Source organism: Streptomyces sp. AcH 505 (genome assembly GCF_000818175.1).
GTDB lineage: Bacteria > Actinomycetota > Actinomycetes > Streptomycetales > Streptomycetaceae > Streptomyces.
In genome coordinates this window covers 1449714-1466167 of sequence record NZ_JTIY01000002.1, presented here as the reverse complement: position 1 = coordinate 1466167, position 16454 = coordinate 1449714, and the positions used below count along the sequence as shown (strand labels likewise).

10 protein-coding genes are annotated in these 16454 nt (G+C 66.8%); 6 read left to right on the top strand and 4 right to left on the bottom strand.

Going from position 1 to position 16454, the window contains the following annotated elements:
• Positions 1 to 495: 495 nt before the first annotated feature.
• The 3 genes from HY68_RS36405 to HY68_RS36395 are packed head-to-tail and all read left to right on the top strand — an operon-like array spanning position 496 to position 7522.
• Complete coding sequence (locus HY68_RS36405) at positions 496 to 1650, top strand: HU-CCDC81 and SPOR domain-containing protein (RefSeq protein ID WP_042000190.1); 1155 nt, start codon at positions 496 to 498, stop codon at positions 1648 to 1650.
• Complete coding sequence (locus HY68_RS36400; protein ID WP_042000188.1) at positions 1647 to 4904, top strand: hypothetical protein; 3258 nt, start codon at positions 1647 to 1649, stop codon at positions 4902 to 4904. Before HY68_RS36405 ends, HY68_RS36400 begins: the two co-directional genes overlap by 4 nt.
• Positions 4898 to 7522 (top strand): RNaseH domain-containing protein, encoded by a 2625-nt coding sequence (locus HY68_RS36395; protein ID WP_042000184.1) that lies wholly within the window; start codon positions 4898 to 4900, stop codon positions 7520 to 7522. The genes HY68_RS36400 and HY68_RS36395 overlap by 7 nt, the downstream gene beginning before the upstream one ends.
• 66 nt (positions 7523 to 7588) lie before the next feature.
• On the opposite strand, the gene HY68_RS39855 is transcribed toward HY68_RS36395, so the two are convergent.
• The 4 genes from HY68_RS39855 to HY68_RS36375 all read right to left on the bottom strand — a co-directional run bounded on the left by HY68_RS39855 (position 7589) and on the right by HY68_RS36375 (position 12764).
• Positions 7589 to 8503 carry a hypothetical protein gene (locus HY68_RS39855; protein WP_052457508.1) on the bottom strand — a complete coding sequence of 305 codons (915 nt, stop codon included), beginning with the start codon at positions 8501 to 8503 and terminating at the stop codon, positions 7589 to 7591.
• A 67-nt stretch (positions 8504 to 8570) separates the two neighbouring features.
• A complete protein-coding gene (locus HY68_RS36385; RefSeq protein ID WP_042000181.1) occupies positions 8571 to 9590 on the bottom strand; it encodes a hypothetical protein in 1020 nt (339 codons plus the stop codon).
• A 126-nt stretch (positions 9591 to 9716) separates the two neighbouring features.
• The gene (locus HY68_RS45935; RefSeq protein WP_241778887.1) at positions 9717 to 10415 is read right to left on the bottom strand and encodes a restriction endonuclease; all 699 of its coding nucleotides are present in this window, start codon (positions 10413 to 10415) and stop codon (positions 9717 to 9719) included.
• Positions 10416 to 10523: 108 nt separating this feature from the next.
• A complete protein-coding gene (locus HY68_RS36375; protein ID WP_042000178.1) occupies positions 10524 to 12764 on the bottom strand; it encodes a DEAD/DEAH box helicase in 2241 nt (746 codons plus the stop codon).
• A 528-nt stretch (positions 12765 to 13292) separates the two neighbouring features.
• On the opposite strand from HY68_RS36375, the gene HY68_RS36370 reads away from it, so the two are divergent.
• From HY68_RS36370 to HY68_RS41385, 3 genes are all read left to right on the top strand, one after another.
• Positions 13293 to 14216 carry a hypothetical protein gene (locus HY68_RS36370; protein WP_241778886.1) on the top strand — a complete coding sequence of 308 codons (924 nt, stop codon included), beginning with the start codon at positions 13293 to 13295 and terminating at the stop codon, positions 14214 to 14216.
• A gap of 24 nt (positions 14217 to 14240) precedes the next feature.
• Entirely contained in the window at positions 14241 to 14798 is a 558-nt protein-coding gene (locus HY68_RS36365; RefSeq protein WP_042000172.1) for a hypothetical protein, read from the top strand.
• A 901-nt stretch (positions 14799 to 15699) separates the two neighbouring features.
• The coding region (locus tag HY68_RS41385) for a helix-turn-helix domain-containing protein (RefSeq protein ID WP_198533508.1) at positions 15700 to 16454 on the top strand (755 nt) is incomplete at its 3' end.

Here is a 16454-nt window from a genome sequence, read left to right as displayed (position 1 = left end):
GACGGCCCGTAAGGTGACGTGTCGTCATGCCTGACGGCATGACTGTGTGTTAGCTGAGTTGGCCCTGACGGGCCAACAAAAGAGACGGGCCTGACGGCCCGCTGTCACAAAGTGCTCGGGTGTCATGCCTGGCGGCATGACAGTGGAGTGCTGGGTGGGGCGGATTCAGTTTCCCTGCCCTGCCGGGTAGTTCAGGGGCAGTTCACCTCGGCGCCTACGGCGCTGTGATGTCATAAGGGTTTTTTGGACAGTTATCTGATTGCTCTCCCTCTCTGGTGTACCAAGAGCCGGGTGCCCTGACGGGCAAGCGGAACGCGACGGTGGACATGCCTGCCGGCATGTCCCGTTCCTGTAGTGCCCCCGCTGCCGCAGGGGCACATGTTCGCCGGTTTTGAAGTGCGTTGTCAGACCCTGCCTGTATGTTCCAGAAGTTGTTGGCCCGTCTTGGAATGAGCCCCGAATACTACTGGTGGGGCGTGGAGGGGTGATTGAGCTGTGCCTGTCAGTCAATACGTTGCTGCGCGGAGGATCATTACTGCTGCCCTGCGTGCCGGTGCAGCCTGGGTCAACCGGATTGAAGAGCCTCGTGCGTGGCGGGAGCTGTCTCGTATGCACGGGGTGCTCTTGTCGAGTCTGCCTGTGGGAGTTGGGCCTTCGACGCCTGCCGAGATGATCGACTTGCTGCCGGTCCGCTTACGGGAATGGGTGCCTTTAGCGTGGGACGAACTTCCCTCTGCCATGGGTGATTTGGTTGTCCTGACGGACAACGGTGAGCTGACTGAGGAGGCGTTCGAGGCCGGGATGAACTATCTGGAGGCCCTCTACGGGGACGACGGGTACTTCGATCTCGGCGGGACGTGGCTTCCTGCGTGGGTTCGACAGACCGCCGAGCAGACAGAGCGGGCAGCCTTTCGGCACATTCGCTCCGATGGGCAGGCCGGCTATGTCGCGGCGCGGACCATGCTGACCGAGGTGCCGTACGGCACGGAGCGGGCATTGGTCGAGGAGTATTCACGGCGTGGCACGGCGCGGATGGATGTGTATCGGCCTGTTCCCTCGGACCGGGTGTGGGTGGGGGCGTCGTCGTGGTTGTGGCCGTGTCCGCAGTGCCGGTATCCGATGGTGCTGCGGGGTGGGCAGTTGCGGTGTGAGTATCCGCCGCATCAGAGCCGGTTCGGCCTTGTCCCTGACGGTGACAAGCGGGGTGCGCCGCCTGTACTGACCGGTGGGCGAGGTCGGTTGACGGCTGCGGAGCCAGCGGAGGGCGTGTGGTGTCTGGATTGGGGGGTGTGGCGGTTCATCACTTGTCCCGGGCTGAGTGAGGTGGGCCTGATGCGGTGGTTGGAGAAGCAGGAGGGTGTGCGAGTCGAGCGCTGGGAGAACCTGGACGAGTGGGATGTCGGCGTCTACCTGGCGGATGGGCATAGCTGGCGGGTGGACGTCAAGGACCATCAGGACGCGCAGACGATCATCGACCGGCCGCCTGCCGTGGAGACGGTAGTCGTGCCCAACTACCGGCGTAACCAGGTTAATCAGCTGCAGTCCGGGCTCGATGCCCTGCGGACGCCGGACGGGCAGCGCTACACCGTGTTCACGCTCAGTCGTTTCAAAGCGGCCGTAACTCGGCGGTTGAAGGGGATGAGCGCATGACGTCGCCGAAGAACGCGAGGTACTCCGTCAGCGTGCCGCTGACGCTGCGGGTAGCGATCCTGCTGGCCGCGCGGGTGTTCCCTAATCGGGCGGTGGAGGAACAAGCGGCGTGGCGGCGTGTTGTGGATCTTGCTGATGCGCACTTCTTAGCCACGGGGCAGATGCATCTGTGGGACGGGTGGGCTGCTCTGGCTCTGGTCGATCAGGTGAGGATCACTCGGATGCTGCGGCAGCGGCCGGCTGTCCTTGCCCACCATTCGGTGTTTGTGGCGGAAACGGCAGCGGTCCTGGAGATCGGTGAGGCGGTCGAGTTCGCCCCGGCCGACGGGGAAGAGCAGGTACTGATCCTGCCTGTGGGCGATGAAGAAGCCCTCATCGATGCCTTGCTGGATGAGCTTGAGGACAAGGCGGCCAAGGGACAGGTATTGCCCAAGCCCGCGCCGCCCGGCTCCTACGTCAGCGACTTGCGGATCAAGGATCCGCTCAGTCCCTCCGGGCGGGTGGTCGACGTCTTCTACGACCTCGATTACCAAGGGTCCCCTGCTCCCAGCGTGGTGCAGGAGCTGGGCGATGCCCCGGTCGCAGACGAGGTGGTGATCCCCTTCGCCGACCTGGACGAGATCGCGCGCCGGCTCGATGAGCTTCGCGGGCAGGAGTACCGGCGCAAGGCGGTCGCGGACATCAGGCGGCACGCCCGGGGCCGCGACGGCACGGATGTGGGCGACCTCCTACGTGTCCAGGCCGGGCCGCTACGGGTCTTCCACGCCCCCACAGGCATGGGGAAGAACGTCCTGAGTGAACTCGTCGCGGTGTGGTGCGCCCAGCAGGACTGGGTCATTTCGCTGGTCGTTCCGCAGAGCGCGCAGGTCCTGGCCACGGTGTACCGGCTACGGCAGGATCTGGCCGACCTGGGAGTCGCCTCGCAGGTCACGCCAGTCATCTCCCCCGCCTCCATGATGGATCTGGCCGAGCAGACAGCCGGTAACCCACAGGACGATGCGGGCTTCAGGACTTGGGTGTACCGGGAGATGTCCTACAGCTGCCCTCTGACCGGGCACGCCACCACCTCCTCCGAAGCAGTGGACACATGGAAGCCTGGCCAGGAGCCGTGCGACCAGCTCAAACCAAACGGGCCGAAAACAGACAAGTCCCTGGCCTGCCCGTGGCGCGGCAGTTGCGGGAAGTTCCGCCATCACCGGGCGGCGGCGTCGGCGAACATCCTCGTCACCAACCATGCGAACTTCCTCACCGGGCACATCCACGCGCCAGTGGCGGGTCGGCCTGCCCCGGGACGGCGGATGACCACCGAGCAGCTGCTGCTGCACCGCAGTCATCTGGTCATCATCGACGAGGCCGATGCGCTGCAGGCACAGGCTTTCGACCAGGCGGCCCGCCAGGTGCTGCTGGCCCAGGACGGTGCCGAGCGCACCCCGGTACGCGAGCTCGACAACCAGTTCCGGCGGCACTGCCACCGGCTGCCGATGAGCCTTGAGCAGTACCTGCGGCCTCTCATCAACCACCTGGTGTGGCTGGCCGAGTCCTATGTGTCGCACCTCGTTGGCGGGGTCATCCATCCCGACCGGGAGCGGCGCAGCATGGTGGTGCCGCGCCGCTGGGATGGGATGTTCGCCTCCCGGATCTTCGGGTTGGAGGCTGGGGAGCGGCCTACGGAGCGGCAGATGGAGGCGGTCAACCAGCTCTACAAGCGGGAGGGTCCGCTGGAGTTCGCGGATGAGGTCGAGGGGCTGGCCGAGCTGAGGGAGCTTTTGTCCTCGGTCACGGATCTGGCCGGCGGGTCGGACCGGCTCACCCACGCCACTTTGAAGCGCATCGGGGAGGCATTTTCGGCGCTCACTGGGGATACGGACGAGAAGCGGCTGGCTTCGCTGGCGCTGCTGGCGGCCCGGCGCGCGTATCTGGAGGAGATGCGCAGCATCCTGCACCGCATCGTTGGTGTCGCCGCGCCGTTGCAGGGGGCGGGGATCTCGGCCGGCAATGACCTGGTGGACGTGCTGGCCTCGCACATGCCCTGGAGGGCTGCCCCTTACGGTCCTTTGGGTCGTGCGCTGTTCGCGTTTTCCGAGACGTTCGATCCTGCTGACCGGCATTTGACGGCGCTGCGGCTGAAGTCCTATGTCGGGGATCCGCACGCTCACCTGGCCTATCTGGGTGAGGTGACCGCGCTCGCCCATGTCGGCACCCGCCGGGCGGTGATCGGGATGTCAGCCACGGCTTTCATGCCGTATGCGCCGCGTCATCACCTCCTGCCGGAGCCGGCCTGGTACGTGCCGGACGATGTCAATGGAAGCCTCACTGTCGAGCTGCAGGCTGGCCAGGACAACGGTGCGGGCATTGTGGTGTCCGGCACCGACGGAGTGAACCGGGAGCGCGCCTATACGGCCATGGGGCGCAGCGTCGGCCAGGATCTTCCTGCGCAGCTCGATGCGGTGGCCGCCGATGCGGCGACCGCGCACCGTGCGTATGCGTTGCTCGCGCCGACTGCCTACGACGCCGGTCCCGCGCTTGCCCGAGGCATGATCGAGGCGGGGGTCGCGGCATCGGAGATCTGTGTGGCGGTGCGGTCGCAGGACATGGCCTCGCTGGAGCGGATGCCTCCTGGCTGGGTGCCCATTCCCAGCAACCGGCTTGAGCAGTTCCCTCATGCCGTAGGTCACGGCCGGTGCCGGTATTTGATCGCTCCTATGGCGCGGGTCGAGCGTGGTCTGAACATTGTTGACCGTGCCGGGCGCTCCTTGCTGCATGTTGCCTGCCTCGTCAACCGGCCTATTCCGGTGATGGAGGATCCCCCGGTGTTGCTGTCCCTGGTCAACTCTCTTGCCTACCGGCAGCGGCGGCCCGGTCCGGAGCCCGCGGCAGAGCTGGAGCGGCTGCGGATCGTGGCGGGGCAGATCTTCGATGACATTCGCAGTGGGCAGGGCTACTTCAAGTCGCTGGGCCAGGACGTCAAACTCGCCGTGGCCGCGGAGATCTTGACCCGGCTGATCCAGTTGGGCGGGCGGACCCGGCGGGGCGGGGATCATGGGCGGCTGCGGCTGTTGGATGCCGCCTTCACTAATACCGCTGCCGACTCCACGCTGCCCGTCCTCCTTGAGCAGTTGCGCGGGAAATGGCAGGCCGAGGGCCACATGCCGCTGATCGACGCCGTCTACCGCACCACCATGGCCGATGCCCTGCTGGGGCTGACGGAACACTCCCCCACCGGATTTGAGGAAGAGGCGATGGGCGAATGGTGAATGACGAGCGTGGTCGCCTGTTCACCCTGTCCTTCGCGCTGGACGACCGGCTGCTGGGCACAGTGCACGTCTACCCGCAGGACGAGGCGTTCGCGCCGGCCTGGCGGCGGCTGCCGAGGCCGCGGGGCAAGGACGCGGTGCAGCCGATCGCGTCCCTGCAGACGGCGGCGCGTGCCGTGACCGGGGAGCGGCTGGTGTTCACCAACCCTGACCGGCCCGCCAGGACCGGTCGGTGGGCAGGGCGGAGCGTGCTCGTCACGCCCGGAGCGCTGGACGGGGCTGTGATGCGTACCTTGATGCGGGAGTGGGAGACGCGGCTGGACGGTCATGACGGCCGTGACACCCTCTCCGTCCTGCTGCAGCTGCCCGACGACGGGCCCCAGCCCCTCAGTTCGCTGCTGCACCGCGACGCCGAGGGGCGGATCATCGGTCCTCGCTGGGCGTTCAGGGTGGCGGGGTGGCGGCTGGCGAGCATGCTGGCCGCTGTGCCGCTCCCGCTCGACGAGTCGCTGCCTGCCCTGCGGTTCCACCTCGACAGTGAGGGCGACCTGTTGGCGTGGCAGTCCCCGCTGGTTCACGAGCGGACGTGGATCGACGAGGAGAGTGGCAAACGCCGGCGCATCGCCGGGTACGCCATGGAGCGCATCCACATCGAGGTCGAACCCGCTCCCGGCGGGAAGAGGCTCATCGCGCATCTGTCGGCGCGTATCTCGCGCGTCGCCACCCACTACAAGGGCATCCGCCACGTCCTGCTGTGCCATCCCGTCAATCCGGACATCATCCTCAAGGCCCCGATCACTACCCGGTGGGAGAAGGGCCCGGACGGATTCATGCAGCCTGCGGCCGTCCGTTACCGCGGGGCGACGGCACAGATCGTCGAGGCCTGCGGGGTCGGCCGCCTGCCCCAGCCGCCCCTGACGGGGCTGGACGAGCTGGCAGAGGTGCGCGGGGTGCACCGCACGGGCAAACACCCGATCGACAAGGGTGTCGGTGCGATGTTCCACGCCAGGCTCGAGGAACACGCCGGGCACGTGCTCGGCCAGGAGCCCGTCATCTACTCCGGAACATCCGTCAAGATCAGTAAGCCGGGCGGGAGTCTGCCGCCCTACGTGCCGGCCGGCAAGATGGCCGACGCCATGGCGAGCGCCCGCCTCGATATGGTGCGCATCGTCGTGCTGTACGAGTCGGCTCAGTGGCACACGCGGGTGATGGGCCAGCTGGCCCGTGACTACGGGCGGCCTGAACTGGCCGATCTGCCCGGCGAACAGCCGGTGGTCCTGGCTCCCGGTTATGAGCTTGTGACGGTGCGGCTGCCCGAGCTGGTCCGCCACGGCAGCCACGACCGCAGCCTGGTCCTGAACACTCTTCCCTGGTTCAAGCCCGGTGCCGGGCGGACCCTGGTCACGGCCCTGTGCGAAACGCGCTACCCCAGCGAGCAGGAGAAGGAAGCAGGGGTGACGGACGCCAAGCACGCGCTGAAAGGGCTCTTCGCCGAGCGCGGCATCCCCTCGCAGTTCATCACGATGGACTCCGATCCCGGCGACCCGTACCGGCTGAACACGCCCGAGAAAGTCGCGCGGTCCAGGGCTCTCAAGGCGGGGCTGCCGGAACCGGACGTCGCCTACAAGGACGATCATGCGGTGCAGATCGCGCTCGGCAGCCTGCACTCCGACTCCGGCATCATCGACAACCGTCTGGCCGCCACCGCCTTCCACCGCAATGCGAAGGACACAGCTTTGGACCGGGACGCCGTGGCGGTGGGTCTGTGGACCCGCTACCACCGTTTCGACGAACGTCCCGGCCGTCCCCGGAAACCGGCCGTGCTGGCCATCACGCTCGTCGCCATGCGGATCCCGCTCGGCGAGGACGCGTACTGGCCCACTCTGATGTACAGCGACCAGGGTTGGCTCCCCCTGGCCCAGGCTCGGGCCATGCACCATGCCGGTCCCATCGGGAAAAAGGGACATCACCTGCGGGAGGACCACGGGGGGCCGGAGAACGTGCGTACCTACGTGGACCGGGCGCTGGCCACGCTAGGGGACCGGTTTCCGATCATTCTCTTCGCTGAGGAGCGTGAGCGGATCTGGCCCGGGCTGTGCAATGACCGGCTCGGCGACACCCTTCTTCCCGGGCAGAGCCTGATCTCCCAAGGGCGGGATGTGGCAGTCATCAGGGTCGGGAACGGTCAAGGCACACCCCAGCCGTCACGGCGCACCGGCGGCGGGGGCAAGCTGCCGGACAACCCGCTGCAGCCGGTCATGCCGGAGAAGATCCTTTACCGCCACGACTACGGGGAGGCGGTGTCCTGGCTGTTTTCCGGGCAGTCCCGCCAGCACGCCGGCGGTCAGCGCACCGGTACCCAGTACACGCGCCGTACTCTGCCCGGCGGTCAACTGGCTCAGATGGGCACTCCCTTCCACGCGATGACCCGCACCGAATACGTGGTTGCCCGCTGTGGTGGCTGGCGAGAGGAGCAGCTGGTCGGTCTTGCTGCCCGGGTCTCGGAGCAGGCGGCGATGTGGGATGGACGTACCAATCTTCCTGCGCCGCTACATCTGGCCAAGAGCGCTGATGAGAAGCATCCCGGCTTCGTCGATCAGGAAGGGTTCGGCGGGTAGCGCGTACGGCGTTGGGTGTCGCGGGCTGCTGCCGGAGCTCCTCACAGCGGTGCGGGCTGGCTCGCGTCACCAAGGCCCTGCGACCGTCCGACGACGCTCGGCTTCCGCAAGCGCGAGTAACCGTCCGACGGAGACCCGCGACGCGTCGAACGTCTCCTTGTAGCCGCCAATCGGCATCTGTGCGTCGCTGAGGAATGACGGGTGTCCCTGAGTCCTCAGTAGCTTGATCACCCTCTGCTCCACACGGTAGGCGTCCGCGCCCGTGGCGAACTGAATCTGAGCGAACGGCACCCAGCCCTGGCCCTGGAACCGGACGACGCGGTCCTCGCGGGTCCGCAGTCCAGTGATCCCGATCTTCACGGCGCCGCACTCGGCGTGAGAGAGGATGTACAGGCGGGCCGGGGCTCCCGGGTCCAGCCCGTAACGTGCACAGTGCTGGCAGCACTCGCCTCTGGTCCGGACGTTGTTCAGCCTGGGGGCTGAGATCTTCTGGCATCGCTCGCATAGCGAGAGCCAGGGCGAGGCGATGTTCTTGAACGGCTCCAGCGGACGGAAGCCGACGGCCCGCATGTCGGCAACCGCCTGATGCGGGTCTCCGGGGCCGTACCGCTTGCAGAACCGGCAACCGCCACCGCGGCCGGTGACGTTGTCGTACCGGGGGGCCACGATGTGCCCGGCCGCGACGCACTGCGACAGCCACGGCTTACGGGTCCCGAGGAAGTCCGCCAGCACGATGAGGCCGTGTTCCAACATCCCCACCGCAGCCTCTTCCGGGTTCTTCGGGGCATTCGGCGCGCACCAGATGCAGGCCCCCTGCCCGGTCATCACGTTGTTGCGGTTCGGATAGATGACCTGCTTGCACGGGATGTGACGGCACATCCAGGGTTCGCGGGCCCGGCCTGGGTAGGGTTCCAGCGGCTCGGCGTTGCCCAGCCGACGCATGTCAGCGGCCGCGACGCTGGCGGGAATCGAAGAGTGCATGGCCACCTTCTGACGTGGTCTTGATCGGCAGCGGGTGAGGCTGCCCTGCGGGCGCTCTGGCTTGGTTCTACTGCCTTGGGTAGGTGGCGAGGTACTCCAGGAGGGCAGAGAACGTCCTCACCATGTCGTTCAGGTCGACCGCGTCCTGGAGGACCACGGAGCTTCCATGGCCGCCGCCCTCGTATCCGTAGTACTGAGGATGGCCCTTCGCTCCTGGCTTCTTCTTGAATCCGTCGTCCTGCGGATCCATCACCGTTGCCTGCACGCTGTGGCCTGCGTGCTGGACGAAGCTGTTGCGGGCGAGCCATTTCTGATGGCGGTCCGCGAGGGATCCGTTGGCAGCAGAAGTGGCCTCCGGCGTCTGCACCATGATGCGGATCTCGAAGGGGCTGTTCGTTCCGCGCCTTGGCTGCAGGCGCTGGATCTCAGCGACGACATAGCCCTCTTCCGTCTCCCGCCAAGCGCAGATGTTCGCAGCTCCCATCTGGGAGCGCTGCCGCGACTTGAAGACCGTGCCCTCTGGGGCGGCAGCCTGCGTGAGGTGCGCCAGCCGCCGCAGCCGTAGGGCGTCGCTGAGCGCAGTCGAGGCCTGGTCCGCCGGGCCGGTCGCCTCGGACTCCAGCACCACGAGCTGCTGATACGCCCGGATGGCCAACAGCCGGGCGAGGTCGTCCGATGAACTGTTCCAGCCGCCGAGAAGACCGCCGAAAGTGAGCCGACGGGACCAGGTACTTGGGCCGTCCGGGATCGGATCGGCATTCGGGCTCACTAGATAGCGGTCAGCTGCCGGTATGCCCTTCGCCTGCGCCCAGGCGTCGTACGCCGCGAACTGTTCGCCGTGAGCACCGGCGCCGAGCTTCATCTCCATCAGCGCGCGCTCGCTGCCGTCCAACAGGACAACAAAATCGACCCGACCGGTATGCGCACCTCTGCGTGCCCTCACCCGGACCTCGCGCCGAATAGTGACCGTGCCCTGGGCTAAGCACAAGGCTGACCTGAGCGGCTCGGGATCAAGCTCGGCGAGGAAGCACAGCAAGTCCGACCAGTCATTTTCGGTACGCAGCAAGCGCGTCAGTCCGTAAGTCACGGCCGGACGCTACATGCCGCCTCTGACAACGGGGATGCTGCACGGATCGGGTGGCACAAGAACTGGTTTGTTCTGGGTGGGCCGCGCCCAGATTCTCCGTCTTGCCGCTCACGGGCCGCTGGGAGGTCACTTGGAGTAGGTCTGTTTCCAGCGTGAGCGGTGGCTGGCTCCGCCCTGTCCGCGTCCGTTGACTTCGGCCAGCGATAACAGCGGTGTCCCGCTGTTCCACAAGCCGAAGAAGTCACGGTGCAGGGTAAGGATCTGATGGCCGACGGCGAACGCTTCGGCTTGGCGGCTGAAGCGTGTGGTGGCGACGAAGATGGCCACATCGGCGGCGAAATGCACCCTCGCTCCGAGTAGATCGCGTACTTCGCGGCTGGCAATCGTGCGGTGGGGTGCGTATCGCTTGCACTGGATCACCATGGTCCGGCCGTCCGGCAGTCGACCGAGTACATCGGCTCCGTTGTCTCCGGTCCCGCCGACTGTACGTACCTGTGTGCAGCCGTCACGGCGGCACAACTCTGCGACCACTTCCTCGAACTGGGTTCCGGACAGAGTGTCGATCACAGCCAGTGTCCGCTGTCCCGCTGCGACCTGCTCCTGTCGTCTCCACGTGGCGTCCTTGCTGCGCAGCAGCCTGTCGGTGCGCCATAGCCGCCAGGCCATCCAGCCGACTCCCGCGGCGGCAAGGATTGAGCCGATATACAGCCAGATCACGGGGTGCAGCAGGGCCAGCACGATCAGTGCGGCGAGCGCCGCGACTGCCACCTTGTAGCGGGCGGTGCGGAGTCTGCGGGCAGTTCTGCTGTTGCGTTTGGCCGCCATGTACGCCCCTCATGCGCCGAGCCGGATCGGTTCCCTCTTCTGTGCAGTGTGGGCATGCTGAGCGGTTTCACCAGGTCGCGGTTCCGGCCATTGGCGTGAACGCCTTGTTTACAGGCCCAGTTCGGCCAGTGCTGCCTGCTTGTGCTGGCTGAGGCCAGGGCGGCGGCGCAGGTTGCTCAGCCACTGGCCCAGGCGCACGGGGTCGCCTTCGATCTTCTCGATGTGGCGCTGGGGAACGTTGAGGTGGCCTTCCCTCGCGCGGAATGCCCGCGCAGCGGCCAGTCCGCGCTGAAAGGCACGCTCCCGCGCCGGTAGGTGGCTCTTCCCGGCCGGGGAGGCGGCCGTGCCGGGCAGGGCGGCGAGTCCCAGTTCCTTCAGCAGGTTCTTCTGTTCGGGGTGAAGGCGGTCGGATCGGGTGCGCTGGGCTTCGAGCCACTTCTCTTGTCCGGTGGCCGTCCCGTGGTGTTCCATGCTGTGGCGGACGGCGTGGTAGGTCCGCTGCCAGGTGATCGGCCAGGGCGGGTTCCACCAGCGGTCCAGAGCGGTGAGGGCTGCGGAGCGTTGGTCGGTGAGCGACTGGGCGCGGGTGCGCTGGGTGGCGAGCCAGCGGCCGAGGGGGAAGCCATCATGGATTTCCTCGACAGGTGCGGCGAGGTGTCCGTGGCGGGCGGCGTAGGCAGCGGCGTGGGCCAGTGCCCGGTCGAAGGCCTGCTGGCGGGGGTCCCAGATGATGCCGAGGCGTTCGAGGGCGTGGACGCGTACGGCGTCGAGGGTGTCCTTGGCGTGGAGGTGGCGTTGCCAGGTGAGCCAGCGGCCCAGGGGGTAGCCGGTGGGGTCCTGGTAGGTCTGGGGGACATCGAGGTGGTGGTGGGTGTGGCGGTAGCTGCGGGATGCGGCCAGTCCGCGGCGCCATTCTGAACTCTTGGGTGCGAGGACGCGCAGGGTGAGCGCGAGGGCTACTTCTTCGGCCTGGGTGGGGCGGTCGAAGCGGAGCCAGTTGCCGGGGTCGTCCGAGGCGAGAGTGGGGCGATGGGTGCGGGGGTCGGCGAGGCGTGCGGTGAGCCGTTCGTCGTGGGCGCGCAGGGCTTGGACGGTACGCCACAGGGGGGTGTAGGCGTCGGCGGCGAGGAGGTCGTCCGGGTCCTCCCCCGGAGTCAGGTAGACGGGGACGATGAGGGTGGCTTTTTTGCCGGCGCCGGGCTGTTGGCGCAGGGCGCGTCCGACGGCCTGGACGGTGTCGACGGGGCTGTTCTTGGGGTCCGCGAAGACGACGGCGTCGATGGAAGGGACGTCGATTCCTTCGCCGAGGACCCGGGCGTTGGCCAGGACGGCGGGGGTGGCGGGGTTCTTGTGCTGGGCGAATTCGAGGAGGATGCGACGGCGGACGCGGGGTGGGTGGGTGCCGCTGATCCACTGCGACCACAGGCCGTCGGGCTGTAGGTGGGCCGGCAGGGCGGCGGCGGTGTCGGTGAGGGTGGTGGCGAATGCCCGGGCGTCTGTGACGCGGTGGTGGAAGGTGAGGATGCGCCGCAATCGGTGGTCGTGGATGGCGCGCAGGACGGCGACTTGGTGGCCTGCCAGGCGCAGGCCGTCGGCTCCTGCGCCGGGGGCGGTGGGGAGCCAGTCGCGCAGATCGGTGTCGGCCACCACGGGGACGAGGATTTGGTAGTCGGCCAGGAGGCCGAGGTCGATGGCGTCAGAGAGGGTGAGGCGGTAGGCGACGGGGCCGAAGAGGGTCTCGTCGTCCATGGAGGCGACGGGGGTGTCGCTGCGGTCGGTCTCGGGGTCCCAGATGCGGGGGGTGGCGGTGAGGTAGAGACGGCGTGCGGCAGGGACCTGGTCGTCATGGTGGATGCCGGCCCACGCTTTGCCGAGCCGACCGGCGGTGCGGTGCGCCTCGTCGATGACCACGAGGTCCCAGGCCGGGAGGCGGTAACTGTGGTGGGCGGTGATGATCGCGGTCAGCGAGGCGTATGTGGCGTACACGGTGACCGGGCCGTTGCCGGCCTGGGTGCGGGCGGCGAGTTCGGCCGGGGCGGTCGTCATCGGGATGTCGCCGGCCGATGGGTGCTCGATGGCCTGGCGGGCCGAACAGACCGCTACCGCAGGCCCTTTACGACCAGCCGCATGCCACGACCGCACCGTCTGGGACAGCAGGTCCAGTGTCGGCACCAGGACCAGAACCCGGCCGCGGGCGGCGAGACGCGCTGAGGTCCGCGCTGCGATCAATGTCTTGCCCGTACCGCAGGCGGCCACCACGCTCGCCCGCGTATGGTCGCGCAGCACCTTGACGGCAGCGGTGACGGCTTCGGCCTGATGAGGCCGCAGTTCAAGGTCAGCGATGGCCATAGGAGGGCGCTGCTCCGATATTGAGCTGGGCAGATGAGACGTGATGCATTGTTGCATCGGACCTTGGGTTTGCTCGGCTTTTTCGGCCGCCTCGGACCGGTGGGAGCCGGTGGATGATGCTGCGTGACCAAGGGTTGTGTGTGCGTGGCCAGTCCAAGGATGCCGTCGTGGGCCTGGGGGTCTTGGACGTCGAGGGTCTGATGGAAGGTGCTTCGTCGAGGGCTGCCGAAGCTATTGCCGGTGAAGAGCGTCGACGGTCCCGTCAGTGGGATCTGGCCGTGCGGAGGCACGGAACAGATCATTTCCCGGGGACGTGTCCGCGCAGCGGGGCTCCCCGGTCCAGGCGCCGATGGGCAGGGCTACATCCGCCCTACACACAGGAACGTTTCTCTGGCCGAACTTGGAATCACCGACTCCACACAACCTCTACGATCGGGGCAACAGAGCCGGTGAATGCACCAGTTCGCTGATAGTCCGATTGATGCTCAGCACATTTCGAAGGGGAGACTCTTGGCAACTTTAGGGCACATGAAAGAACGGACCGTTCACTTCTTCGAAGTGGTGGCGGTCAGCGGTGGTGAGATCCGGCGAATCAAGGAACCCATGGACTGGGACGGCGCACTGGCGGACCTCTCTCGCGTGCCGGTAGCCGATCGCACCCATGAGGGCGAGTCACAGCTCGTGGCAACGATCACGACCTACAACATGCAAGATCACCTGCTTCTCCATCGGGTCAAGGACCCCGGCGAATGGCTGTCGGTCGTGAACTGGGAAACCGGTGACCTGCGAGAGCTGGAACAGTCGGCGCAAGAGGGCTACCTCGACACCTCCGTGATGTGTTTTCTCCCTTTCGGGAACATCGTAGGGATCATGCAAGGCGGAAGGTCCTCGCCCAGCCAGAGAGGGCTGGCCGAGTGGATGAACGGTATCCACCTGTTCCCCCATACGCAGTTGGACGTCCGCCCCGTGGTGGCTCACGCCGAGATCGAGCGGCTCAAGAAGGCATCCGGTGCAAGTCGCGTCGAAGTGAAGCTCATGGCCAACAAGATGGGCGCTCTGAAGGAACGCAAAGGCGGTCTCGCGCGGACGCTCCGCCTGGCGGGTGAGGCATACGGTGAGATCAGCGTGACCCTCATCATCTCCGTGCCTCGGGGAAAAGAGCTCCGGGAGCACCGCGAGCACCTTCTTGCCGACCTCGATGAGATCTCAGACATCGTCACAGGAGCCGAACGTGCGCGAGCCCGGCTGGTGTACTCGGATCCGGCCGGCCCGGAGCGCACTCACCTGGTCGAGCTGATCGAGCACAGCATCACAGCCAAAAGGCGCGTATCGGCCACTGATGACGAAGGTAACTCAATCCGGATTGTGTCAGCGGTGGATGCCATCCTGTCAGCAGCTGCGGAGCACCAGGACGCCCTACGGCTCGCGGTGGACGTCGAGGACGGTGCGTGATCTAGGCGACAACAGGGGGGGCACGTGGGCGTACGCGCCGGAATCGAAGACTTCTGGGCTGATCACCTCCGCATCGACTACCTGATAGCGGGCACAGCGGTGTGCGCCCACGTCCTCGCGGTCAGGAGCACCGGTTCCGGTGACTGGCTGTCGTGGATCGACTCGTCCCAGCGCACCGACCTGTACGCGGCAACCGCAGGTGTCGTGTCCGCGATCGGAGGCCTGAGTGCCATCGCCATCTCGATCTATACGGCGGCCAACGGAGAACGACTGCGGGCCGTACGCCTGCATCATCAGCGCGAACTCCGGCGCAGCTGGCGCAGTCTGCTGCAGGCAACCGCCCTGTGTTGTTTCCTGCTGCTCGCTGCGCTCGCCTTGGACCGCAACGCAGATCCGCTCTCTGTACGCTTCGTGTTCGAGTTCACCATGGTGTTCGCCTCATTGCGGTTTGCCCGGCTCATCTGGTTGTTCGACCGGATCATGCAGATCTCGGACGCAGACCTGGCGGAACCGCAACGCGTCGCAGCACCTACGCGAGATCCCAACTGGGTCCAGCGGCGCCGAGGAAGAAGCACACCGTGAGACGGCCCTGTGACTCGTTCGGCCATTACGACGAGCGGTCGGCTACACGCTTCTGTGCGGTAGCCGCTTCGGCCGGCTTGGACCTGCCTGATTACCTGCAAGGTGTCTGCGCCCTGACGCTTCCCCGAAGGCTCGTGATCGCACAGCCACGTAGCCGCCGCCATGTCGCATGGCCGGGTCGGGTGACGGTCGTGGTGCGAACCGCCACCCGGCGTTGCAGTCAGGATGCGTCAACAGCCTTACCGCGAAGGGACCTTCTGTCCGGGTCGAAGACGTGAGGAGCCCTGGCGTGCCAACGTTGTTCACACGCCACCCACGCTCTCAACAAGTATCGCCTCGCATTGCTAAGTAACGGACGCGTTTTCCTGCCATCGGCAGGGGTTCCGGTAGCCCTGGTCTGTGCTGATCCCGTCCAGAACTGATTGTTCAAATCCGCCTTACGCACCGTTTGTTGAACAACGATCCGGACGGTACTTCAGGTTCTGGCAGAAGTGCGATGTCTTGTCAGTGCGGCTGGCGATGATGGCTTCGCAGCACGGTGACCGGCGTCAACCGCTCACCGGTGACACACGCTGCTTGTCCGGGTCAGGGCCGATCCCACGCGGCCTGCCATCGCACAAATTAGACGTGCAGGAGAAACATGATTGGCTTTCCTCCCTTGCCAGAGCCCACCCCTCACGCAAGGACACGCCCGGCCGGAGGCGAGGAGGTCCTGGCCCTCGTGCTGACGGTCATCACGTTGCTGGTCTTCGCGGGCTGCCCGGCGCAAACAGCTGTGGCCGCGGTCGCTGCCGGCGCGGTGGTCGCCGCAGAACTGAAGCCGCGCCTGTCCTGACTCGCACGCGGGGGCGCCGGCCACCTGACAGCTGGCACCCCGCTTCCCCACGGGAAAGGAGAACGCGTGGGCCGCCCCAACAAGAAGCTCCCCGCCCAACCGGACGTGCCCTGTGTGGCACTCGCCGCCGACCTTCGTGCACTGCGTGAACGCGCAGGAGTCACCCTCTCTGAACTGTCCAGCCTGTCCGGCCTGTCGGCAGGCACCCTGTCCAGCGCACAGAGCGGGTTGAGCGTCCCGACCGAGAAGACCCTGGCCGTCTTCGTAGAAGCGTGCGGCGAACGCGATGCCCTGTCGTGGATGGCCAGGCGGGAGGCTGCCCTGCGAGGCGCCCGCCCCGCACCGACCAGCTCGTCCCGCCCCGTTGCGCCCAACGACGACGCCGGCAGGAGCCTCGCGTGGCGCAGCACATGGGCGCGCTGGGACAGGTCAGGGAAGCTGACGCCCCCGTCGAAGGCATCCAGCCCCACGTCTTTGCCGTTTTGGCTGTCCTCTCTGCGCGCCTACCGCTCGGTTTCGTTTCGGGCCCTCGCCCGCGCAACAGGCTATTCGCACACCCACTTTGCCGCGATGGCCGGCGGCTTCCAGCCGGTGTCGGTGCGCGGGCTGATGGCCTTTCTGGACGGCTGCCGAGTAGGTACCTTCACCGAACAGATCGAATGGCTCGACCTGCTGGAACGGACCTGTAGCAGTCCGCGCCGCCGCCTGGACGCAGCCCGGGAAAGGACACGCCTCATCGCCCTCTCTCAAGGCTCGGCGCCCCGACCGTCCAGCTCGGCGCAGGCTACAGCGGCAGAGCATGCGGCAGCCGCTGAGCGGCC